The sequence below is a fragment of the Streptomyces yokosukanensis genome (genome assembly GCF_001514035.1).
Classification (GTDB): domain Bacteria; phylum Actinomycetota; class Actinomycetes; order Streptomycetales; family Streptomycetaceae; genus Streptomyces; species Streptomyces yokosukanensis.
In genome coordinates this window covers 476,009-499,148 of record NZ_KQ948211.1, presented here as the reverse complement: position 1 = coordinate 499,148, position 23,140 = coordinate 476,009, and the positions used below count along the sequence as shown (strand labels likewise).

The 23,140-nt window shown below is 67.8% G+C and carries 18 protein-coding genes and 1 pseudogene; 14 read left to right on the top strand and 5 right to left on the bottom strand.

All coding sequences use genetic code 11. From position 1 onward, the window contains the following. Window positions 1–42 precede the first annotated feature (42 nt). The 3 genes from AQI95_RS17740 to AQI95_RS17730 all read left to right on the top strand — a co-directional run bounded on the left by AQI95_RS17740 (window position 43) and on the right by AQI95_RS17730 (window position 4,393). On the top strand, window positions 43–1,224 hold the full coding sequence (locus AQI95_RS17740; RefSeq protein ID WP_067123988.1) for a helix-turn-helix domain-containing protein: 1,182 nt from the start codon (window positions 43–45) through the stop codon (window positions 1,222–1,224). Window positions 1,225–1,547: 323 nt separating this feature from the next. Beyond that, window positions 1,548–1,820, top strand: coding sequence for a hypothetical protein (locus AQI95_RS17735; RefSeq protein ID WP_159056537.1), 273 nt, complete (start codon window positions 1,548–1,550; stop codon window positions 1,818–1,820). A 1,082-nt stretch (window positions 1,821–2,902) separates the two neighbouring features. Further along, complete coding sequence (locus AQI95_RS17730; protein ID WP_244188765.1) at window positions 2,903–4,393, top strand: replication initiator; 1,491 nt, start codon at window positions 2,903–2,905, stop codon at window positions 4,391–4,393. Window positions 4,394–4,614: 221 nt separating this feature from the next. Here AQI95_RS17730 and AQI95_RS17725 read toward each other — a convergent pair whose 3' ends face one another. Then, a complete protein-coding gene (locus AQI95_RS17725) occupies window positions 4,615–6,234 on the bottom strand; it encodes a recombinase family protein (RefSeq protein ID WP_067123985.1) in 1,620 nt (539 codons plus the stop codon). Between the two features lie 616 nt (window positions 6,235–6,850). Between AQI95_RS17725 and AQI95_RS17715 the strand changes: the two genes are divergently transcribed. From AQI95_RS17715 to AQI95_RS17695, 5 genes are all read left to right on the top strand, one after another. Beyond that, window positions 6,851–8,911, top strand: a complete 2,061-nt coding sequence (locus tag AQI95_RS17715; protein ID WP_067123979.1) for a restriction endonuclease — start codon at window positions 6,851–6,853, stop codon at window positions 8,909–8,911. 287 nt (window positions 8,912–9,198) lie between these two features. After that, the gene (locus AQI95_RS17710; protein WP_159056536.1) at window positions 9,199–9,669 is read left to right on the top strand and encodes a hypothetical protein; all 471 of its coding nucleotides are present in this window, start codon (window positions 9,199–9,201) and stop codon (window positions 9,667–9,669) included. Window positions 9,670–9,789: 120 nt separating this feature from the next. Then, window positions 9,790–10,941, top strand: coding sequence for a DUF4331 family protein (locus AQI95_RS17705; RefSeq protein ID WP_067123977.1), 1,152 nt, complete (start codon window positions 9,790–9,792; stop codon window positions 10,939–10,941). Window positions 10,942–11,030: 89 nt separating this feature from the next. After that, window positions 11,031–12,014, top strand: a complete 984-nt coding sequence (locus AQI95_RS17700) for a tetratricopeptide repeat protein (protein ID WP_067123976.1) — start codon at window positions 11,031–11,033, stop codon at window positions 12,012–12,014. Between the two features lie 44 nt (window positions 12,015–12,058). Further along, window positions 12,059–13,393, top strand: a complete 1,335-nt coding sequence (locus AQI95_RS17695; protein WP_067123973.1) for a Dyp-type peroxidase — start codon at window positions 12,059–12,061, stop codon at window positions 13,391–13,393. A gap of 74 nt (window positions 13,394–13,467) precedes the next feature. Here the strand turns inward: AQI95_RS17695 and AQI95_RS17690 are convergent, their stop codons facing one another. The 3 genes from AQI95_RS17690 to AQI95_RS17680 all read right to left on the bottom strand — a co-directional run bounded on the left by AQI95_RS17690 (window position 13,468) and on the right by AQI95_RS17680 (window position 17,028). Beyond that, on the bottom strand, window positions 13,468–15,318 hold the full coding sequence (locus AQI95_RS17690) for a hypothetical protein (protein WP_107121674.1): 1,851 nt from the start codon (window positions 15,316–15,318) through the stop codon (window positions 13,468–13,470). Between the two features lie 369 nt (window positions 15,319–15,687). Beyond that, entirely contained in the window at window positions 15,688–16,134 is a 447-nt protein-coding gene (locus AQI95_RS17685) for a hypothetical protein (protein ID WP_067123972.1), read from the bottom strand. Window positions 16,135–16,428: 294 nt separating this feature from the next. After that, complete coding sequence (locus tag AQI95_RS17680; protein WP_067123970.1) at window positions 16,429–17,028, bottom strand: TetR/AcrR family transcriptional regulator; 600 nt, start codon at window positions 17,026–17,028, stop codon at window positions 16,429–16,431. Window positions 17,029–17,220: 192 nt separating this feature from the next. Here AQI95_RS17680 and AQI95_RS17675 point away from each other — a divergent pair, with 192 nt between their 5' ends. Beyond that, the gene (locus AQI95_RS17675; protein ID WP_362617334.1) at window positions 17,221–17,796 is read left to right on the top strand and encodes an ATP-binding protein; all 576 of its coding nucleotides are present in this window, start codon (window positions 17,221–17,223) and stop codon (window positions 17,794–17,796) included. Here AQI95_RS17675 and AQI95_RS17670 read toward each other — a convergent pair. Continuing rightward, complete coding sequence (locus tag AQI95_RS17670; RefSeq protein ID WP_067123968.1) at window positions 17,761–18,438, bottom strand: GAP family protein; 678 nt, start codon at window positions 18,436–18,438, stop codon at window positions 17,761–17,763. The genes AQI95_RS17675 and AQI95_RS17670 overlap by 36 nt on opposite strands. A gap of 505 nt (window positions 18,439–18,943) precedes the next feature. Between AQI95_RS17670 and AQI95_RS17665 the strand changes: the two genes are divergently transcribed. The 5 genes and pseudogenes from AQI95_RS17665 (at window position 18,944) to AQI95_RS46515 (ending at window position 23,105) form a co-directional block, all read left to right on the top strand. Next, complete coding sequence (locus tag AQI95_RS17665; RefSeq protein WP_244188763.1) at window positions 18,944–19,534, top strand: hypothetical protein; 591 nt, start codon at window positions 18,944–18,946, stop codon at window positions 19,532–19,534. 121 nt (window positions 19,535–19,655) lie between these two features. Further along, entirely contained in the window at window positions 19,656–21,008 is a 1,353-nt protein-coding gene (locus tag AQI95_RS17660) for a Dyp-type peroxidase (RefSeq protein ID WP_067123967.1), read from the top strand. Between the two features lie 72 nt (window positions 21,009–21,080). Beyond that, complete coding sequence (locus tag AQI95_RS17655; protein WP_067123966.1) at window positions 21,081–22,214, top strand: catalase family protein; 1,134 nt, start codon at window positions 21,081–21,083, stop codon at window positions 22,212–22,214. A gap of 9 nt (window positions 22,215–22,223) precedes the next feature. Then, window positions 22,224–22,415, top strand: a pseudogene (locus AQI95_RS50140) (ATP-binding protein); the annotation flags it as partial. A gap of 108 nt (window positions 22,416–22,523) precedes the next feature. Further along, window positions 22,524–23,105, top strand: coding sequence for a hypothetical protein (locus AQI95_RS46515; protein ID WP_159056535.1), 582 nt, complete (start codon window positions 22,524–22,526; stop codon window positions 23,103–23,105). Window positions 23,106–23,140 lie beyond the last annotated feature (35 nt).

Genomic DNA, 23,140 nt, shown 5'->3' with positions numbered 1-23,140 from the left:
GAAGCCTGCACCAAGTTTTGGCTGTCGCCGTACGCTCGAATCATGAGCGCCAACATCGGCAAGCGGCTCCAGGACGTACGCAAGCGGCGCGGTATGACGCAACGTCAGCTAGCGAGCGAGTCCGGCGTGTCGGTGTCCTTGATCCGGAAACTGGAGCAGGGGGAACGGGCTGACACGCGCCTGGAGACTGCGCGCCGACTGGCACAGGTCCTGCGGGTACCCACAACCATCCTTATGGGTGAACACGAGGATGAGTCGGAAGTGGCGCCTTCGACCGGCGATCGCTGGGAGGCTGTCCGGCGTTCGCTCGTGGCTCCGATTCGGGTGGATGGTGTGGCGGAAGAGCCGACTGTGCGCGGTGTGCAGGAGGCCTTGGAATCGGCTCTGCCGCTCTTCTCCGGCGATCGTTTCGCGGAGCTGAGCGTGATCCTTCCGCCCTTGCTGCGGGACGCTGACATCATCGCCGAGAGTGGCCCGGAGGGGCGGGCCGTACGCGTCCGGCTCTCGCAACTGACAGGCTGGCTGCTCACTCAGACTCGGCAGTTCGAGGCGGCTGACATCGCGCTGTCCCGGTCGCTGGAGGAGTCGTCGGACCGGCTTCAGGCGGCGGCGACGGTGAGCACTCAGTGTTGGCTCTTGCTGCGGCGTGGCCGCTTGGCTGAGGCGCGGGAGTTGGCAACGCGGTGGGCGGATGAGGTGGAGCCGCGCATCTCGCGTGCGACTCCGGCGGAGCTGAGCGCGTGGGGTTGGTTGCTGCTGCGGGCTTCTGCCGCAGCGATCCGCGACAACCGGGCCGGAGAGGCTGAGGAGGCCTTGCGCTATGCCAACTCGGCGGCAGTCGCCCTGGGGCGGGAGTTCGCTCCGCGTGACGACTTCTTGCAGGCGTTCGGGCCGGTCACGGTCGCTTTGAAGCGTGCCGAGAATGCCATGATCGTCGACAGGCCGGACCTGGTGCTCAAGCTCTCGAAGCGCATCCCGACCAGCGGCATGCGGCCCACCTCCAACAACCGCAACCGTCACCTGCTGGACGTGGCAGAGGCGCATGCTCGGTCACGTGACTACGCGAAGTCGGTTGAGGTCTTGCAGGGGATCCGCGCCGACGCTCCACAGTGGCTGCCTAACCAACGCTACGCGCGGGACATCTTCGGCCGAGTGATCGGGCGTCGGCGCACCCTCACGCCGGAGATGCGGGAGCTGGCTGACGCGATCGGCGTACCAGTGTGACGCGGTGTGTCACTTCGGGCTGGCCCCTCGTCAAAGTGCCATTGAGGTGTGTTCCTGTCGTTACATAGCGTAATTTGCATGGCGACCCAAGGTAGAGCAGCAGAGACAGCTGTCCGTGAGGGCATGACCACGGTCGATGCCGACGCGCGTCAGCGGGAGTACACGACCTATGCCCCGGCCGGTGAAACGTGCCCGGCGTGTGGTGTGCCGATCAAGACCCTTGAGAGCTGCCGCCGGGGGATGCTGGCTCGTCGGGACTCGTCTCCGATCCTGGCCTACTGGCACACGGCTTGCGCACCGAAGGGGGCGGGGCAGTGATCCCCATGGAGATCTTCAGGAGCAGCAAGAAGGCCGCTGCTGACGCGCATGAGGCGCTGTTCCAGGCATTGCTGGCGATCGGGATTCCGAGGCGGGATCTTGGCTGGCTGGCTCCGCGCGTGGCGCCGGACGGTCGGCCGGTGGTGGCTATGGGGACGTGGAACGCTGATGTGGTGCAGAAGGTAGCGGCGCATCTGATGGCGTCACCCGCGCATGTCCAGGCGACGCCGGACGGCCGTGTCGTGGCCGATCACGCCCGTGTGACACGGGACGAATGACCCCGGCTCGCTGACGACGGCGAATCAAGGTTCAGCGAGTCGGCTGCCCCGCCTGTGCGTCTCCCCCCGGCGCATGGGCGGGGCTCTCTGGAGTTTGGGCGTGTGGTGCGGTGATGGCGAGCTGTGTGCACGCCGCCGGCCGTAGAGGCTTTTGGGCGGGAGCTGCCATGGGGCGAGTGAACAGGGGGCCTTACGCTGCCTGGCGGATCGGGCAGTCTTTGGGACCTGCCCGCAATAGCCCGATCGGCCCCCTGTTCTTCGAGGCTCGCCCCATGGTGGCTGCCTAAAAGCCTCGGAGGCCGTCGGCCCCAGCCCAAGAGGATGTGAACATCAGCCTCGTCCCTCCAGCGAGGCCGAGTCGCCCGACACCGCGCAGGACGGGCTCTTGGGCTGGCTGGTGTGGGTGTCGTGGTCTGGGTCGGCGGCTGAGCCGCTGGAGGCCGTGAGCCCCGGGCCACAGTCCACGGGATCGAGGCGGGCAAGGTGGGCCCGTGCTGGATCTGGCGCACGTCTCCGGGGCCGCCTGGTGTGCGCCGGGGCGGCGGCGCCCCGGACCGGACCGGCCGAAGGCCGCATGCCGGGCCGGGGTGCGGCAAGCCGCCCCGGCGGCGCGCCGAAGGCGCGCCCTGGAAGAAGTAAAGCCAGATTCCGCCACGTCCCGAACCGCTGACCGCTCCCGGCTCCCGATGGGCGCATGGCATGCTGCGCAACCGGCCGGACACGCCTGCTCTGTCCACCGATCCCGGAACTGCGTAACGCCCGCTCTCCGGACGTGCCCTCAGGTGCCCTGACCCCGTTGGCAATTCGGTTGACCTGCTGTCCTCGATCTGGATCGGCCGTCTGCTGATGTGGTTCTTACTCCAGGAGATTCCGGCATCGGAGCCCCCGTCGCCTAGGTGATTCGGTGATCCACATGGCACGGAAAAATCACGACCTCTGTCGGCGTCAAGTCTTATAATTCAAAGGCAAGTTGGCTGCGCCTGATCAGGGCGTATGCAGGACGCGCGCCCTGTAAGCGCAAAGGAGAAAAGCCATGGACACCCGTTACCTACTTCCCGACTTGAGGCTCTGGAGGCCGCGTGATGTCTGCCGAATCCGGCAACAGCATCACACCCAAAATCCATCCGTCCGCCGCGTCGTCCGTTCCGGTCGAGCGTTCCGATGCGCTGGCACGCGAACTACGTCTGCAAGCTCTCTCAGAGGCGGACCGTGATCTCATACGGCTCGTCAGTGATCCACTCTTTTCCCGCTGGAAAGAGCAGATCAAATCCATTGGCGGTTGCGCCAACCCGATTTACCTGTCCGGCTCCACGGTCACTCGTGATGCTGTTACGGGTGAGGTGATCTCGTCCTACTCGACCGACGGGGAGCCGGGTGAGCGGCTGGCCGTGCGCTGCCGTAACCGGCGTGCCTCGGCGTGTGAGCCGTGCTCCCGGCTGCACGCCGGGGATACCTTCCAGCTCGTTCGTGCGGGCCTGTCCGGCGGTAAGGGCGTGCCCGATGCGGTGCGGGATCGCTCCCGGCTGTTCGTGACGCTCACGGCCCCGTCGTTCGGGCCGGTGCATCGCGCACTCGGCGGGGCGCCCTGCCGTCCTCGCCGGGATGATCCGCGCTGCGAGCACGGGCGGCGCCTCGGCTGCGGCTTAACGCACACCGAGGATGACCCGCTGGTGGGCATGCCGCTGTGCCCGGACTGCTACGACTACGTGGGGCACGTGCTGTGGCACGCGCACGCCGGGCGGCTGTGGGACCGGTTCACCACTGCCGTGCGGCGGTACTTGGCTTCGGCCGGTGGTGTACCGCGCTCGAAGCTCGGTGACCACCTGGTGGTGTCCTTCGCCAAGGTCGCCGAGTTCCAGCGGCGCGCGGCCATCCACTTCCATGCGGTCGTGCGCCTGGACGGCCCGGACGGGGCTGGCTCGTCCGGGCCGGCCTGGGCGACGGAGGATCTGATCTTGGATGCGGTCGAGCATGCCGCCGCTTCGACCTTCGTCATGGTGGCGGACTCCGACGCGTACGGGACGGAGCGGATCGGGTGGGGAGGGCAGTTCGATGCCCAGCCCATCCGGCCCTTCTCTGATGGCGACGCTCCGTCAGATGCGGCTGTGGCGGGGTACGTGGCCAAGTACGTGTCCAAGAGTGCGGCCGACACGGGCGCCGGACTGGACTACCGGGTCACCAGCCTGGAGGGCATCCGCGCGGCCGTCGTCACGCCTCACGTACGGGCTCTGATGGCCACCTGCTGGCGCCTGGGCGGCCTTGCCGAACTGGAACACCTCCGGCTTCGGTCCTGGGCTCATGGTGTCGGCTATCGGGGGCACATCCTCACCAAATCCCGCCGTTATTCGACTACCTACACGGCTCTTCGTGAGGAGCGGGCCGAATACCGGCAAGGTGACACGGAGCCGGGTGACAACTCGGCCCTAATTGCGGAGTCGAGTTGGCGCTATGTGGGCTCCGGTTACACCCCCGGAGAGGCTGGGATAGCTGTCGGAATAGCCGAAGGCATCGCCCAGTCCCGACGGCTCTACAAGGAATCACTGGAGGATGGCGACTGGAGGTGGGTGAAGTGACTGCGATTGTTCCCGAGCGCCGAACTCGGATGTTCGCTCCGGCACCGACTCCCCTTCCCCGGGCAACGGTCCAGAGCGCGATAGAGAGTGAGATCGTGATCGTGGACGAGAGTGGCATTGAAGAGCCGTTCGACCCCACGGCCTGGCTCGAATGACACAAGGGAGCCGCCTTCCCCTTCGCGTTGGGGAAGGCGGCTCCCGTTCGTGTGTACGGCCAGGCGTCAGAAGGCTTCCGCGAAGTCGTCTTCTTTGAGTATCAGGCGGCCTCGCACGTCCTTAGGAATCATGAGTTTCATGTGGATGTGCGGCGCCCGGATGCCCTTCACCTTGGTCCGCTTGATCTTGCACTTCACGCCGACCCGGAGGAGATCGGCAGCCATGGCCTCCATGCCGCCTTCCTCCCAGCGTTCCCGGAACGACTTGCCGTTGTGCACGGCTACCCAGCGGTCCTGAGTGGACTCAGGATCGGCGGCCTCCAACTGCTTGATCAGGTCGTCCATCGTCTTCTCAGCCTGCTCTTTGGTGAACCGCGTCTTCGTGAATCGTCCCCCCGGCTCAAGGCCGGTCATGTAGTAGCTGATGGACTGTTCGAGGCGCTGCTGTTCTTTGCGGGCCTCGGCTCCCTGCCGGTACTCGCGCGTCATCACCGGTTCGTCTCCGAGAACCTTCAGGACGTCGTCCACCAGCTTCCTGTAGATCGCCTCCGGGTGGGGCGCGCCCTGACCGCCGCTCTTGCATTCGTAGCACCGAAGATAGGCGTATGACCTGCCGTTGTAGCCGGTCTTGTGCACCCTCATGTTGGTGCCGCAGTCATGGCAGATGAGGACTCGGAGGAACTTGGTCGCCCCATCGGGCTTGCGCGCGGGTTGGTCCCGTCGGCGTTGGTCCAATGCGCTCTGGAGGCTATTGAACTCATCCTCGGTGAAGATGGGGTCCGCTACTCGGATGGGCTTCGCGTTGCTGCCCAGCACGATCTTCGAGCGGCGTACCCCTCCGTTCTTGTCCTCTTCTACGCGGTACCCCATGAGCGCCGGATTCCTGAGCCGACGGATCAGAGTCGACGTCGTCAGTCCCGGCCCACAGAGTCCTGCACGTACGAGGACTCTGACCATGCGCCGGGCGGATGCGGGCTTCGCTCTCATGGCAGCGTTGCGGCACCACTGAAGCGCCTTGTACGCGTCCTCGTTGATGACCAGGACGGCCCTCCCGCTCTCGTTCTGCGCCGTCTCGTAGCCGTACGTGGGCTTACCCACCAGCCAGCCACTCTGTGTCTTGGTGTAGTCCCAGAGGCTCGCCACACGCGTGCTCGTGTTGGCTGCCTCGATTTCGGCAATACCGCCGATGATCGTGACCATGATCTTTCCGGCCGTGGTCGTCAGATCGATCGAGTCGTTCTTGGAGACCAGGTTCTTCCCGTACTTCAGGCACCAATCGATCACGGTGCTGAGGTCGGTGAGGCGTCGCACGAAGCGGTCCAGCTTCCAGAAGAGCAGTACGTCAAACTCGGGCGCCCGGTTGTTGAGCCAGTCGCCCAGCTCCTTGCGCTTCCACGGCGGGACCTTGGTCGCCGACACGTTCAGGTCGCTGGCGACGCCGACAACTCGGTAGCCGCGGTCCCTGGCGAGCATGCGTAGATCAAGTTCCTGCCGGACTGGCGACGTCGTGTCGTCGGTGAGGACGGACAGCCGGACAGATAACAAGGCTCGCGGGGCGTCGTCCGGTAACAGGGCCTCCGCCTTCTTCAACTCCTTCAAGAGGGCAAGGTCTGCCGTCGTCCACTCGGCCTCAACGGCGTACTGCTTCTGCTCTGCTGCGGTTTGCGTTCTGGTTCGTTTCCCCATGTCGGCCAACGTACCTTGGATTTAACGGAGTTGGTGTCTGCCCCCAGATGGACACGGCCATACAAATCGGCCCGACCGGCAAGAAGCTGCTGCCGCTGACGGTCAAGAACGCAGGTCCGACGCCGGCTTCGGGCGGTCACACGCACTGAGGTGGGCGAGGCGCTCGATCGGGTGATCGAGGCTTTGGCCGGGGTGAGTGAGGACGAGGTGGTCGCCGTGTTGGCTGCTATCGGTCCATCGAGCCGTCGGCGGCCGGTGCGCCCGGTTACGTCTCACACGCCTCTGCCGGAGCCCAGGGGAGCCTCGTTTATCCACTCCGAGGTGGAATGGGTCCGAGGCGCCGCGACGCTGTGAGGCCCGCTGAAGACCTTGAGGAGCCCCCTCCGATTCGGAGGGGGCTCCATCGCTTTCGGGGTGGGTTTGGAGGCGGCGCGGGACACGGCACCGCCGCGCCGTATGGGTGCTGAGACCTGCGCGGACTACCGATTTCAGTCGCCCTCGGCAAGTGGACGTCCGGGCCGGCGATTGCTGGATAAAGTCGTTTTGTCGCAACTGGTTGCGGGGGCAACCAAAGTTTGGTCGGCGCTGCCGACGTCCTTGGGGAGGGCTTGAGCGCATGAGTCGTCGCTCTGCTGGTTTCGTCAACACGTGGGCTGAGGCGCAGCGCGCGCATCAGCGCCAGATCGAGGCCGAGCAGAGGCGGCGCCGAGAGGAAGCCCGACTGGCGCGGGACTACCAGCGACGTGCGGCTCAGGGGCATCGGGAGTACCGGCAGGCGGAGGCCAGGCGACGGACGGAGGAGCTGGACGCGCAGGTTGCGACCTTGCAGGGACTTCTGACCGAAGGGTGTCAGGCGCCGGCTTTCAGGGCGACATCTTTGATGCGTGTGGAAGACATCCCGCCGTTCGACCCGGGGCAGCTCGCGTGGCCCGTGCGTATGCCGGATCAGAGCCAGTACCGGGCACAGGGCGGCTGGACGGCGAGCCGGCGTGCACAGGCGGAGGCCGAGGCGCGGGCCCGCTTCGAGCACGACTGGCACCAGGCGCAGGCAGCCGAGGCGCAGCGGCAGCAGCAACTAGCCGCCTTCCGGCGGGACTACGAGCAAAGGGCCGAGGCGCAACGAGCCGAGGTGCGGCGGCACAACGCGGGCATCACCGAGGTGACGGCAGGTGTCAGGCGGGGCGATCCCGAACTCGTGGTCGAGTACTTCTCCGCCGCCCTCTACGCGTCGACTGCCTGGCCCGGAGGCTTCCCCCGGCAATTGATGGCCGCCTTCGATCCGGCGGCCAGGCAGTTGGTGCTGAACTGGGAGCTGCCCGGGTACGACGTCGTGCCGGAGGCCAAGGCGGTGAGGTACGTACCGGCACAGGACCAGGACAAGGAGACGGCGCGTCCCGTGACGCAGCGCCGTGCACTGTACCGGGAGGCGCTGGCGCAGAGCATGCTGCTGGTTCTGCACCAGCTCTTCGCTGCGGACGAGCACCGAATTCTTGATTCGGTGGCGTTGAACGGCTTCGTGGACGCCCCCGACCCCGCGACGGGCAGGCAGTCCCACATCTTCCTGGCCACTGCCATGGCCCAGCGGGCAGCTTTCGCCGACTTCCACTTGGAGCAGGTGGACGCGACCAGTTGTCTGACGGCAGCACTTCGGGGACAGCTCACGACCCGTCCGGACCAGCTCACCTCCGTGCGGCCGAGCCGGCAGCCCGTGGAGGTCGGGAACCAGGTCGTCACCCATGGCGGTGGTGGCGAAGAGCCAGACCTGTACGACATGGACCCGATCGCTTTCGAGTCCCTCGTCGCCGACCTGTTCCGCGCCATGGGCATGCAGGCAGTGACGACGCAACGTTCGAACGACGGTGGTGTGGACGTCGACGCACTGGACCCGACGCCGATCCGCGGCGGCAAGATCGCCGTCCAGGTGAAGCGCTACCGCAACACCGTGCCGCCCACCGCGGTACGCGACTTGTACGGCACGGTCCAGGACGTCGGCGCCAACAAGGGTGTTCTGGTGACGACATCGGGCTTCGGTCCGGGCTCGCACACATTCGCCCGCGGAAAGCCGCTGGAGCTGATCTCGGGCAGCGAACTGGTCGACCTGCTGCACCGGCACGGGCTCCGCGGACGTCTGGGAGAGGGCGGGCGACCGACTCCCACGCACCCTGAGCCGTCCGCTCCGGCGACCCCGGCTGACGACTACAACATCCTCGGCATGATGTGGTCCGGCAATGTCGCGTTGGACGTCTGCGCACTCGTCTGCCGAGGCGACCAGGTCCTCAGCGAGGACCACTTCGTCTTTTTCAACAATCCGCAGACCCCGGACGGTTCGGTATGCGCGGCGACGGCTTCGGCGCCGGACAAAGCGGCGATCAGGGTCTCCTTCGACGCGCTGCCGCAAGGCGCTGATCGGTTCGTTCTGGTCGCCGCCGTGGATCCGGAGATCAATCCGGACGCGGATCTTTCCGGTTTCACGGATGCCTGTATCCGCTTGCTCGACCCGTCGATGAACGACCTTGACCGGCTTGAGGTCTCCGACGGTCGTGCCGGCGAAACGGCGCTGGTGCTTGGTTCCTTCCGACGGAGATCAAGTGGCGACTGGGACTTCGTGCTAGGAGGAAAGGGCTACACAGGAGGTCTGGAGGAGCTTGTCCAGGAGTACGGCATCGAGGTGGAGTAGCCCCGCCGGCGGCCGGCGCTTCGGTCCCTCGCCCGTCAGCGCCGCTGGTGTGCTCTCGGGCGCCTCTGCCGGGCCCTGGGAGTGCCTCGCAGAGCGTGACTCGCCATACGGCGTCGACCTGTGGGGCCTGATCGTCTTGCCGACGCCCTGGAGGGCGACAAAGCTGGCTGTGTGAGCCTTCCGGAACGCGCTCAGAAGGGAGGAGAGCCCGCAGCCCAGCCGATAGACGATCAAAGGGAGAGGGAGCCATGACGGCACAGAGCTCCGCGAGGTCGGCGACTCCAACCGTGACCAGGCAGCCCGACGGTCTCGGCAAGCGGGTCGGGGAGGTAGCGGAAATCACCGTTCTCTTCGATGCCGTACCAGGCGGGGCGGAGAGGTTCCACCAGAACGCCGCCAAGATCCAGGACGATGCCTTTCAATACGAAAAGGTCGTCGGCACTGTCCACGACTTTCGTGTCACGTTCATCAACAATGACACCCAGGTCATAGGCGCGGTCACCTATGACGGCGACTTCAAGCCGTACATGGCTGACATCTTCGCCAACGCCGCACCGTGGTTCGATGAAATGTTCGAAGGTGTCGTTGAGGGCTGGCCCGGGGCGACCTCTCCGAACATCGTCGACTGGCTGGCGACGAAGATCGTGGAGGCCGACATGTGGTACGCCTCCAATCCGACCATGACGGTCGAGGACACCACCAAGGCGCAGAAGGTCACGCAGGCGTTCAACGCGTTGCTGGATACCGCGTCCAGCTAGCAGCTGTCTCGCGTCCCAGGCGCCTGTAGTCCCGTGGTCATGGCGCCTGGGTGCCACCGGGCGGCCCGGCAACGGCGCGCGGTCGTCGGCCCGGGCCCCGTCAGCGGAGGTCGCAGCATCATGTCCGACCATCTTTCCGGCACCCGCGCCCTGGCCGATCCGGCCATAGACCTGACCGACCTCTATGCCTTTCCCAGCCCCTCCCGGTCGGGTCGGCTCGTCCTCGTCATGAATGTCTTTCCCAATGCGCGGCCGGGAGCCCTGTTCTCCGACGCTGCCGGCTATCGATTCCGCGTCCGGCCGGCATCCGTGCCCATGGGAGATTCCGGCTCACTCCTCGATGTCGGCACCGACGAATTCGCACTTGCCTGCACCTTCTCGATTCCGGTCGGACCGGATGACGACGGGGAGCTGGCGCAGCGGGGAACGTGCGTGCTGCCCGACGGGGAATCGGTTTCGTTGCTGGTGAATGACGAGCGGGGCGGCGAGGGCCATGGCGTGCGATGGTACGCCGGGCTGCGGCTGGATCCCTTCTTCATGGACGTGGCCAAGGAGGTGGAGACGCGGGCGAGGCGGCGGCTCGCCTTCGTACCGAAGGGCACCAATTCCTTGGAGGGCGCCGACGTCCTCACCGTCGTGGCAGAGCTTGACGTCGCCAGGGTGTTCGGAGCGAACTCGGGGAGCGTCTTCGCCGTTGCGGCGGAAACCGTCACGGTCGGACCGTACCCCGTGCGCCTCGAACGCCTCGGCCGCCCCGAGGTCAAGAACATTCTGCTGTCGGACAACGGGGTCGACGCCGCCAATAGGGTCGTTGACCTGCGCGATCTCTACAACGGGGAAGACCCGTTCCGGCTGGGGCCGAGCTACGTGGACGCCTATCGCGCACGCCTCAACGCCAACCTGGTCTTCTTCGACGGCCTCGACGGCAAGGCGGACTGGACGACGCGGCCGGACGGGACGCATCCGCTGACGGAGCTGCTGCTGGCGGACTTCCTGGTCGTGGACGTGGCCAAGCCGTACGCCGAAGACAGCTATTTCGAGATCGAGCGGGCCTTGCTGGAGGGACGGGAGCATGAGACCTGTGGCGGCCGGTCGCTCAACGACGATGTCATCGACACGCTCTACACGCTGATCGTCAACGCGGGCCATGGTCCGCGCGTGAGCGACGGCGTCGACGGGACCGTCCCGGCTTCGCGTGAGTTCCCGTACCTGGCACCGCCCAACCCCGACCCGCCCGAACCGGTTTCCGTCCCGACGGCCGCCGCAAGCTGATGGGCAGTTCCACGGCGGCCACTCATGCCGGTGGGGGGAGAAGGCCCGACCTCGCGGGCGGGCCGCCCACGACAGCCGGCGTCATCGCCATGGGCAACCTCGACGCCCGCATCGAAGGACTGACGTCGCAGGCGACACGCGGGAGGCTCACCGCTGACGGCTGGGGCGAGCTGGTGGAGCTGACCGCCCTGCGCGGGCACGTACTGGGCCGCATCGACCAGGCCGAGCGCGCGGCATCGCTGGCCGAGACGTTCGTCGACCAGGCGCCGCGCGATCCTCGCTCGCTCATGGCGCGCGCCAGGCTGGCGGGCCTCTTCCACCGGTTCGCGGCGGCGCTGGACGATCTGGACGCGGCGGCTGCGCTGGGGCTCGATCGGAGAAGTGTGGACGAGGAGCGGGCAGTCGTCTGCCAGGCGGTCGGGCAGTACGCAGACGCGCTCGCGCTGCATCGGCAGGGGCTGTCGAGGGGGCAGGACTTCAGGACCCTCGGCGCCATGGCCCGCTGTCATGCCGAGAGCGGCGAGGTCGAGGAGGCCGAGTCGTGGTTTCTGGCGGCCAGACGCGCCTACCGCGGGGTCAGCCCCTTTCCACTCGCGGTCCTCGAATTCCAGTGCGGGCAGATGTGGCTGGCCCAGGGCGGACTGGTGAGCGCGCGCGTCTGGCTGGAGTCGGCCGCTCGCCGACTGCCGTCCTATGTGCCGGCCCAGGGTCAGCTCGCTGAGGCCGACGCCGCCGAAGGCAGGACGGCCGTGGCGGCAGAGCGCCTGCGCCGGCTGGCCCTCGTCAGCGACGATCCCGACTACGCGACCCGGCTTGTCCGCCTCCTGGGCAGGTTCGAGACGTCGGCGGAGGCTCGGTTCTGGCGTGCCCGCGCTGCCGCGCGCTACGAGGAGTTGATGGCGCGCCACCCCGAGGCGTACGCCGATCACGCAGCGGAGTTCTGGCTGACCGTCGGCGGCGATCCCCGGCGAGCGCTTCGGCTCGCGCGGTGGAACCTTGCCCTTCGAGCGACCCCGAGCGCCCAGGCGCTCGTCAATCGCGCGATGTGTCGTGTCGGACAGCGTCAACAGTAGCGGTGATTGGTACAAAGTCGCCGATATGCGACCGGAAGGACGTCATGACAGCGACTGAAGCCCCACCGCTGCAGTTGGACGAGATTCAGGGCATCGTGCTGCGCGACCGGCCGTCGCCGTACGTCGGCACCTACATCCTGCTGCGTGTGGACGATGCCGGCGCCGGGCGCGAGTTGATGGGGCGCCTGGCCGAGCTGGTCGACTCCGCCGCCAACTGGTGGCAACCGGAACTGCCCGCGCTCCTCAACGCCGGACTGACGTACCGGGGACTCGAAGCGCTCCAGGTCCCGCCGGCCGCCCTGAACACCTTCCCTGACGAGTTCCGGCAGGGCATGGCGGCGCGCGCCGAGTTCATCGGTGACACCGGCGAGAGTGCGCCCGCGCGTTGGGAGCCGCCCTTCGGCACCGGCCAGGTCCACGTCGTGCTGTCCCTCCTGGCCGCCGACCAGGAATCATTGGCGGTCGTCCTCGAACGTGCCCGCAAGGCCCACGCGCAGCTTTCCGGTCTTCAGGTCGTCCACCGGCAGGACTTCTACCAGCTGTCCACCGGGCGCACCAGCTTCGGCTACAAGGACGGCATCGGCAACCCCACGATCGAAGGCAGCGGCGCCGAGAGTCCGCCCGGTGACGGTTCCGTGCTCAAGGCGGGCGAATTCGTGCTCGGCTATCCCGACGAGACCGGAAACGTGCCGCCGATGCCGCGGCCGGCCGAGCTGGGCCGCAACGGCACCTTCGTGGCCTGGCGGAAGCTGCACACGCGCGTCGCGGCCTTCCGCCGGTATCTCCACGACAACTCCGGCGGCCCGGAGGAAGAGTCGCTGCTCGCCGCCAAGATCGTGGGCCGCTGGCAGAGCGGCGCCCCCTTGATCCTGGCGCCCGAGCACGACGACCCGGCCCTGGGAGCGGACGACCAGCGCAACAACGGCTTCCGCTACGAGTCCGATCCGCGGGGCGCGATCTGCCCCCACGGCGCCCACGCCAGGCGAGCCAACCCGCGCGACTCAGAGATCATCGGCGACATCCGCCTGCACCACATGATTCGACGGGGCACCAACTACGGCCCCCCGCTTGCGGCCGGCACCCTGGACGACGACGGCGCCGACCGTGGCATCGTCTTCGTCTTCATCGGCTCGCACCTCGACCGGCAGTTTGAATTCGTGAAGTCGCAATGGCTGAACGACGGCCATTTCACCGGCCTCGACCAGGAGAAGGACCTGCTCACGGGCGACAACGACGGCACGGGCATCTTCACGATCCCGCAGCACCCCATCCGGCGCCGCCTGCACGGCGTAGAGCGTTTTGTCATCACCCGCGGCGGAGAGTACTTCTTCCTGCCGAGCCTCAGCGCACTGCGCTGGCTGGCGAGCCCTGGCGCCTGAGTGGACGTGCTGCGGCGTTGGCTGCGGCCGGTGCTTCGCGCTCTCGTCCGTCGGCGCCGCCGGTGTTCTCCCGGTCATCTGGGCTGGGCGCTGGTCTGGGTTGGGCAGGCGGTTGTGCCGGTGGCTGTCGGGCGGGCCGGCAGGGGGTTCAGCGGTGTGCAGACGGGTGTGGCGGCTCCGATGAGTTCGACCAGGCCGTTGCCGCCGGTGGGCGGGGCGAGTTTGGACCAGTTGTTGGCCAGCCAGACGTTGCCGGACTGGTCGAGCTGGACGGCGGTGAGGTGCTGGAGGGAGTTGTTGCGGTAGCCGTCGGGCGGTGACAGCAGGGAGCCGGTGGAGGAGCCGGGAGGGCACGCGCTGGTGTTCACGCCGCACAGGACGGAGACGGAGGGGGTGCCGAAGCCGGCGACCCACACGTGGTCGGACCCGTCGACGGCCACGGACCACGGAGCGATGGCCGTGGGCAGTTTGTGTACGCCAGCGACCTTTCCGTCGGGCCCGAGTTCGGTGACCGAGTTGCTGACGAAGTCCGGCACCCACACGTTGTTCTTGGAGTCGACGGCGAGTGCGAGCGGCCAGTCGAGTGAGGCGTCCTTGATGGGGGAGAACGAGGTCGGCTTGAAGTCGGGACCGATGACGGTGACGCTTCCGCCCGCATGGCCCTTGGGCACGCGCGTGTCCAGGAGTTTCGCCCCGTTGAAGCGGGCGTTGGAGACCCAGGCCCGGCCGTAGCCGTCGATCTGGAGGGAGAACGGGTGGTCGAGTCCGCCGCCGGTGATGGTGATCGCCTTGGAAGGGTCGCCGTGGGGGTAGACGATCACGCTTCCCTTGCCGCGGTTGCCTTTCAGGCCGTAGAAGTTGGCGATCCAGATGTTGCCCTTCTGGTCGACCGCGGTGCCCTGGGGGTGGTTCAGGTCACCGTTCTTGAATCCCGTGCTGGGCGACAGCGGCTTCCCGGACGGCGAGTACTTCGCCATGGCGTCCCCGGCGTAGCTGGGCACCCAGACGGAGCCCTGGTGGTCGATGGCGATGCCCCAGGCGCCCGCCTTCATGCCGCCACCGCTGATGGGGCTGTTGAAGACCGGGTTGCCCGCGGGGTCCTGCACGGTGACATAGGGGCTGGGGCTTCGCGTCCCGGGCAGCCAGTTGTCGGTGGCCCAGACGTTGCCCTTGGCGTCGACGGCGATCCGACCGGGGGCGTAGACCTTCGCAGCGGTGTAGTGCAGCGCCAGGACCCAGGCCGCCGGGGCGGCGGTGAGCGCAGGGCTGTAGGTGTGTACCTGTCCGGCCAGGGCGTACAGCTTGCCCGTGGCCAGTTTCGGGTTCATGGCGAGGTTGGCCACCGCTTGGGCCGTGTCCCCCGGTGTGCTGCCGCCCGGCGGCGTGGCCAGCTGCAGCATGTCGTTGCAGTGCCCGGTGTTCGCTCCCGGAGCGCAGAGCGAGATCAGGTTCGCAAGGGTGCCGAGGGTGGCCAGGGTGTCGTTCTTGCTGCCGTTGTCCTGGTCGGTGACGACCTTGCCGGGCTTGCCCGTTGCCGGGTCGGCGAGGTTGTAGGACGTGACTGCGGCGTTCTCCAGGCCGGGGCTCGGCCCGGTGATGCCGTGCTGGTCGGTGAATTGGGCCAAGGCGTAGGCAGCGGCGACGGTGGTGAATTCGTTGACCGTGACCGCGGATTCGGAGCGCTTGGCGACGCCGCCCCCGGGGCCGAAGCCGACGACGGAGCGCAGACGCAGCGAGCTGTCGCCCTTGGGCGCGGCTTCGACGTACAGCACGGAGCCCGTGCGCCGGCCGGGCCGAATCCGGAAGGCTCCGTCGGTGTCTGTCGTGGCGTGCCCCAGAGTCCGGACGCCTTGCCGGTCTCCGGTGAAGAGGGTGACGGTGGCGTGGGACAGCGGCTTTCCCGCGCTGGTGACTGTTCCGTGCAACGGTGCCGGTGTGCCGGGAGGTGTGGCTGCGGGAAGTCCCGTCAGAGCCAGGGCCAGGGTGCCCGATGCCGCAAGGGCGATGCCTGAGCGGTGCCGTGAGAACTCCGTCCTTCCGACGCCGCTTGAGAATCGCCGTGTTGCTCTGCGGAGGCGAACGGTGAGGGGAAGCAAGATCGGGGCCTTTCGTCATGCGGCACGGTGCAGAACCTCCGCCCACGGGCCGGACGTCTGTCGCGCCGACGGGTCCTGCTGAGCGTTCGCGGGGGCGCCGCGCTGTCGACGGCGGGGCGCCCTGTGTGACCGTTACCAGGGCGTCGAGGCGTCGAGGCGTCGAGGCGTCGGGGCGTCGGGGGGTCGACGTGATCCGCCCTATGCGTCGGCGTCGTTCGGGTCACGCAGCGAGAACCAGCCGACCTTGCGGCCGGACAGCCAGATCAGACCCAGGTACAGGTGCGGGCCGACTTGCCGGATCTCATCGCGCACGCCCCCGAACACCAGGGACGTGTTGGAGTAGTCGATGACGATGCACTCCTGGTCGTCCAGGAGGCTCGGGCCGGGAGCGACCATGGCGACGATGGAGAGGATGTCCATCGGTGTGAGCCGGTTGCTGAGGTAGCCGTCCGGGCTGAAGACCTTGCCGCGCCACCCGAACAGATGCACCAGGGTGGCGAGCAGCCACGCCCCTCCAGGCCCGGCATCGGGGAAGATCGCCCGGCCTTCCATCGGGCCTTTGGGGATCTCGCCGGCCGGACTCCTGCGAAAGAGTTCCTCAAGCCGCTGGTCGTCGGTCTTGAGCAGCTCGGACTCTGTAGTCATCACGATCTTCCTCGGCGCCGCACCCCTTGTGGCCGTGGACTGATCTGCAGGCAGCCGGTCCGCCGGGCACACTCGGTGAACGTCTACTCGGAAAGCGCCCCGCGAGGGAACCGGCTCAGGCAGCGGGAAAGGCGCTCTGAACGTTGACGACGACCAGGCCGACCGCATGGTCACCGTTCGGCTGTTGATTCCGCCGCTCCCTCCATCGTGAACCTTTTCGGCGCGGCTCACCACCGCTGGCAGCGGCTGTGATCGAGCGCTGGTCCGGCGTCGGTCGGTTTCGAGTGGCCACGGTCACGCCATGGTGTGCCATCCGGGTTCCAGGCTGTCGAGGAGGGCGTGGAAGGCCTTGTGGGCCCGGTCGAAGTGGCCGTCCACCAGCGGGGTGATCAGCAGACCGAAGGAGGCATCGGTCAGGAGGGTGGCCTGTGTCCGCGCTCGGTCCCGGGTCATGCCGAGGTCACGGAAGACGGAGGTGAGCAGCTCCGTCCATTCGGTGACGATGTCGCGCATGATGGGCCCGTAGCGGTCCGGGTGAAGCACGCCGGCGCCCATGATCTCGAGGTAGAGAGGCAGGGTGGCGCGTACGTCGGGGTCGCTGAATTGTCGCCACACCTCCTCCAGGAAGCGGCGCAGGCCCGCGGGGTCCGTGGGCGGGCCCATGGTCTCCAGCAGGTCGCGGGTGCGCAGGAGGGGGCGGCGCTCGTAGATGTCGAGGGCCTCGGCGACCATGCGTTCCTTGGTGCCGAAGTAGTACAGGAGCATGCGATCGCTGGTGTCCAGGGCCTTGGCCAGAGGGCGCAGGGACAGGTCCGCGAGGCCGTTGCGGGTGACGTACTCGCGAACCCGGTCGAGAAGGTCGCGTCGCTTGGCCGGATCGGGCGGGCGAGGCATGGGGGCTCCTGGATGCGTGAGGGTGAGAACACCCGAATGTCCGTTTGCTGAGATTTTGGGAGCATCTTTACTGTAGCAGTCGCTACGTCTATATTTGGAGTGTAGCGGCTGCTACATGTAAGGGGTCTGGTGCACGCCAGGCACGTTCACCGGCGGACCGTCCGTTCGCCGGCCCGGAAGGGACTGATTCCCATGGCCACTCGCGCCATCGGTTACCCCATCGCCTTTCGCTGTGGCGGGTGGTCCTCTCATGGCGCCGGATCGTGGTTGACCAGACAGTGGGCTCTGTGGTCCCGCATGCTCGCGCCGCTGCGACCGCTGGACGCGCCGCGCTGCCGCGCCACCGCCTGGGACGCCTCCTGGCCCTTGCAGCGGGAAATGACCTCCGTGCGCCGGGCTCGGCGGTTGGTGACCGCGCAGCTGAGCGACTGGGCTGTCGGCTACCTGTCCGACACCGCTGAGCTGCTGGTCAGCGAACTGGTCACCAATGCCCTGCGTCACACGCGCGGCCCGCTCAGGCTCAACCTGCGGTTGAGCCACTCCCGCCTGTTGTGCGAGGTCGAGGACACGGAGTCCGCCTGCCCTGAGCGCATCGTCGTCGACTCGGACGCGGAGGGTGGTCGGGGCATCGAGCTGCTCGACCTGCTCGCGGACGCCTGGGGCAGCATGCGGACGGCCACCGGCAAGACCATGTGGTTCGAGCTGCAAGCCGAGGACCGTCCTCGCGGGACGTCAGGAGGTGAGGACGGAGATTCCGTCTCCGAGTAGCTTCAGCCCGAGGACGAGGAACAGGACCGCCATCACGGCGACATTGTGCTGAGCCGCCCAGTCCTTCCAATTGCCGAGCGTGGTCTTGGCCCGTTCTCCGCCGAGCAGGTAGACGCCCAGTGGGGCCAGAAGGCCGAGGGTGGCGATCACGACGAAGACCACCAGCGAGGCGATCTGCTGCCCGACCGGCAGTCCCGCTGAGCCGATCGCGGCGCCCGCGGCGATGGTCAGCGGTGCGTTCTTGGCGTTGAGCGCGGCCAGGGCCGTTCCGAGTCCGAACACCTTGACCGGCGAGAGGCGGTCTATCGCGCCCATCCATTTCGGCAGTTGAGCCTGCGAGGGATCCCTCGGGCGCCGATGCCACTGCCGGGTGCCGAAGGCGACGAGGAGCACACCCAGAGCGAGCTTGAGAACTCCCACCCAGGTGGCCGGGTGATCGTGGCCGGAGGCGTGTGCGGGGGAGGCGACCGCCAGCATCACTGCCCCCAGCGCCGAGAGCCCCAGTAGCCAGCCGACGGTGAAGAGGACCCCGTTGAGACGTCCCCGAGGCGTGGCGAGGATGAGGATGACGGCGATGATCGGGAGCGGGCTGATCGCGACGCCGGCCGCAAGACCCAGCACATCACCGAGAACTTTGCCCATGATTGCCTCCAGGTGGGGTCAGGGCGGCGATCGCGCGAGCGGGGTCGACGGGTGTGGGTGCGGGTGACCCGGCCGCCTGCACGCGGAGCAGCGGGGGCCGAAGCGACTCCTGGGCGGCGTGGCAGGGGAGGCAGTCGTCCGAGAGGACGACATGGCCTGCTCGGCAGGCCCGACTCCATCTTCCTGCGCCTTCAGGGATCTGTCCTCGGGAGCTTCGCGGGAGCTTTTCGGGTTGAGACGGTCTCGGCCCGGCGGTCGCCTGCGGGCGCGTCACGGACACGGTTCGTAGCCGGATCATCTCGGGGCGGAATCCGAATCAGATCCGGCCGGGCTTCGAGTCCGCCACCGGCTCATCACATCAGCTCCGCCACCGGCTCATCACATCAGCCGTAGCCGGAATGCGAGGCGGCGCGGGCGGAGTCAGGATGGGTGGTGAGGGCCATGGGACCTCGTATCGGGGCATCGGGGCAGCCCTCGAATCGATCCGTGGCAGGAGAACCTGATCATGACTCCGACATCAGACGCGACCCAGCCTGCCCATCCTGAGCACCCGGGCAGGACGGACGGGGTCTCCAACGAGTTCACCGTATTCACCAAGATCAAACCGGGCGAGGCCGATGCGTTGCGTGAGGATCTCGCCGCGCTCGCCGACGCGGCGGACGACGAGAGGGTTCATGCGGCGGTGCGCCAGATCGGCACGCTGCACGACGCGAGGCATGTGATTTTCGACGACGACACCCGGTTCATGTTCGCCAGCGTCTTCGACGGCTCCTGGGACACCTACATCGACGACTTCGCCAAGACGGTGGTCGGGGCCCGCTTCGACAAGGTCTTCTCGCACAGTGAAGGGTTCCCCGGGGTCCGTGATCCAGGGGTGAAGGAGTGGTTCCTCGCCCACCAGGAGCCCGCGGGGGTCTTCGTCAGCGCCTATCCCGATCTGACCGTTCAGCAGATCTTCAAGGACCAGCGTGTGGACAACGCGTTCCAGGAGGTGCTGGACACCCCCGAGTTCCGGGCGGCGCTGGAGAACCCGGCCAACACGGAGTTGGTGGCCACGCCCGCTTTCCAGAAGCTGCTGGAGGTTGCCGCAAGCTAGGCGGCCTGGAACGGCACAACCGCAACTCCCGGCCGACCGACGTCGATTGGACCGCGTCGGCGGGCGCGGGCCGCCCATCCGGGGCTGCCCAGGCTGACACCGATGTGGAGCACGAACCACCATGAGCACAACGGGAAGCGGCAGCGCGGACACCGTACGCGTCGAGATCGACGACATCCAGAGCGGAGCACTGCGCCCACGACCGGTGCCCTATCGGGGGAAGTACATCTTCCTGCGTGTCGACGACCGCCACGCCGGGCGCGCCCTGCTCCGGCGGCTGCTCCCGCTCACCGCGGCTGGTCTGCCCGAGGTGGACCCGAGCCGGGACGCCTGGGTGGCCGTGGCGCTCACCTATCAGGGGCTGGAGGCCCTGGGGGTGCCGCAGGAATCGCTGGACAGCTTCCCGCGGGCGTTCCGCGAGGGCATGGCCGCTCGGGCGCAGCTGATCGGTGACGTCGGCGAGAGCGCGCCGGCCCATTGGGAGGCACCGTTCGGAACGGGGGAGGTCCATATCGCGTTGAGCGCCCTGTCCTCCGACGCGGCGCAGCTGGACCAGGAGCTGGAGCAGGCCCGTGCCGCGTACGAGGACACGCCCGGAGTCCAGGTGGTCTGGCGGCAGGACGTCCACCAGCTCCCGACCGGGCGGACCACCTTCGGCTTCCGCGACGGCATCAGCCATCCGAACATCGAGGGCGTCGGGCTGCCCGGGTCCAACCCGCAGGAACTCCCCATCAAGACAGGCGAGTTCATCCTCGGCTACCCCGACGAGACCGGCAACCTACCGCCTATGCCGAGCCCCGATGTGCTGGGACGCAACGGGACCTACGTGGCCGTCCGCAAGATCCACACCAATGTGGCGGCCTGGCGCCGGTACCTGCGCGCGAACAGCTCCGGCGCCGAGGAAGAGGCACTCCTGGCGGCGAAGATGGTCGGGCGCTGGCCGAGCGGGGCGCCGCTGACGCTGACGCCGGAGCGCGATGATCCGGAGCTGGCCGCCGATCCGCACCGCGTCAACAACTTCCTGTACCGGGAGAACGACGACCGAGGCTTCCGGTGCCCCGCGGGCGCGCACATCCGGCGCACCAACCCCCGCGATTCCACGATCATCGGCGACGCGCGCATGCACCGCCTCATCCGCCGCGGCACCACCTACGGTCCGCCGCTGCCGGAGGGGGCGCTGGAGGACGACGGCGCGGACCGGGGGCTGGTCGGCGTCTTCATCGGAGCCCACCTGGAGCGACAGTTCGAATTCATCAAGGCCGAGTGGGTCAACGACGGAAACTTCATCGGCTACCCCGGCGAAAAGGACCCGGTGGCCGGACACCACGGCGGAACCGGCACCGTCACCATCCCGGAGAAACCGGTTCGGCGCCGTCTGCGGAACCTGCCCAGCTTCGTGGTCACCCGCGGCGGTGAGTACTGCTTTCTGCCAGGACTGCGTGCCCTGCGCTGGCTTGCCGAACTGGAGGACTGAAAGAAATTCCCATTCCTGAAGCAGTTCCGATCCCTTGAGGCCCCACCCGCTCTCCATGGAGAGGCCGAAGCCATGGCAGCACAGTTCGTCCGCTACACACCGGACATCGAGGTCGGCGATCCGCACTTCGACGAGAACCTGCGGACGGTGATCGAGAGGACCGAGAGCTACATCGCCGAGTCGGTCGAGGCCGGCGGCACCGGACGGGCCCTGCGTGACGCCCATGCCAAGGGCTACGGGCTGGTCCGAGGGGAGGTGGAGATCCTGGACGGGATTCCCACCGAGTACGCCCAAGGCATCTACGCCACTCCGGGAACCCACGACGCGCTCATCCGCTTCTCCAACGGCTCGCCCCACGCCGGAGCCGACGCACGACTGGGCGCCGCCACCGGACTGGCGCTGAAGATGTTCGGCATCCCCGGCCCGACCCTGCTGGAAGACGAACCGGACACGGGCACCTTCGACTACGCCAACATCAACGGACCGGTCTTCTTCTGCAACACCGTCGAGCACTACCTGTTCATCCAGGAACTGTTCCTGAACGCGCCCGCCTACTTCTCTCGGGGCCGGCCCGGCGCACATCGCTTCTTCGCCGACTTCGTGACCGGAAAGGGAACCCTGGACCAGGACGACTGGGCATGGGACGAGTTCCTGGCCTTCCTGCGTCTTTCCAAGATCCCCCCGGTCAACGTACTGCTGTCGAGCTACTGGACGATGGGCGCGGTCAGGCACGGGGACCACATCGCCAAGATACGCATCACCCCCGACCCGCACTCCGCCGCCGCGGTGGTCCGGCGCGCCCTCGACCCGACCTCCGCGCCGGAGGTCTTCCGTCCGGCACTGGAGGCCGAGTTGCAGGAGCGGCCCTACGCCTTCGACATCCAGGTCCAGCTCTGCACCGACCTGGAGCGCATGCCGGTGGAGGACACCACCGTGGAGTGGCCCGAGCAGCTCTCGCCGTCCGTCACCGTGGCCAAGCTGCGCCTGCCGCAGCAGGACATCTCCGGCCCGGAGAACCTGGAGAAGATGGACGCGCTGTCCTTCACGCCCTGGCGGGTCACCGCCGAGCACGCGCCCCTCGGCGACATCATGCGGGCCCGCAAGGAGGTCTACCGGCGATCCTCCATCGAGCGGCACAAGCTCAACCAGCAGCCGCGCACCGAACCGCGCAGCGCCGACGAGGTACTTGGCCCGAAGGGCGCGTGAGGCACGCGGGTGAGCGAGGAGGAGAGCGGGGTGCCGGTCGGTCCGCCTCCGCTCGCCGCGCGCGTCGATGGACGCCGAGGTCGCGTGACGGACGAAGGTCCGGGCTTCCCGCCGGAGTTCCTGCCGCGTGCGTTCGACCGCTTCGTCCGTGCCGAGGCCGGCCGCACCAGTGACGGATCGGGCCTGGGACTGGCCTCCATGCATGACGTCACCCTAGGGGCATCTCCGACATGCCGGTCATCGGGGCTGTCGGTACGTTCGTCACAGGTCGGTCGCCCGGCCGACGTCCGTGCGACAGAGAGAAGCGACATGCCCCCGCGTACTTTTGCTGTGGTCGGCACCGGAGTTGGCGCGACCGTCCTCGTGGTCGGCGGCATCACCTACGCCATGGCCGTCGGCTCCGCCCCCGCGTCCCCCTCCGCCCACCAGGCGGTCCGGCCCGTGCAGCGAGCCGCCCCCTCCGCTCCCTCCGCCCCTCCCGCTCCTCCTGCTTCTTCCGCTCCTACCGCTCCTCCCTCGGCTCCCGCGGGCGGCGGGAGCACGGGCGGAGGGAAGGGCGAGGGCCGCGACGGCGGTGGACGCGGCGGCGGTGGGCGCGGCGAGGGCCATGGGGGAGGCGGAAAGATCTACTTCAACGAACGCAGTTACTCCGCCTCCGCCGAGGGCTGCATCTCTGCGACCGGCTCCAGCAGCTTCAGCATCTTCAACGACAGCCGTAGGACCATCGAGGTCTTCCGGGGCTTTTCCTGCGACGACGGCCCTCCGGTCACCACCGTGGGTCCGCACAGCGACACCTTCGGCACGGTGCCCCGTGCCGAACCCGGGGGCGCGTTCGGTGACGAGGGACTCGTGGGCAGCTTCCAGGTGGTCGGCGACCGCGGCGGGTGGTGACGGCGCCGCCCGCCACCAGGACCGCCCCTGTCCTC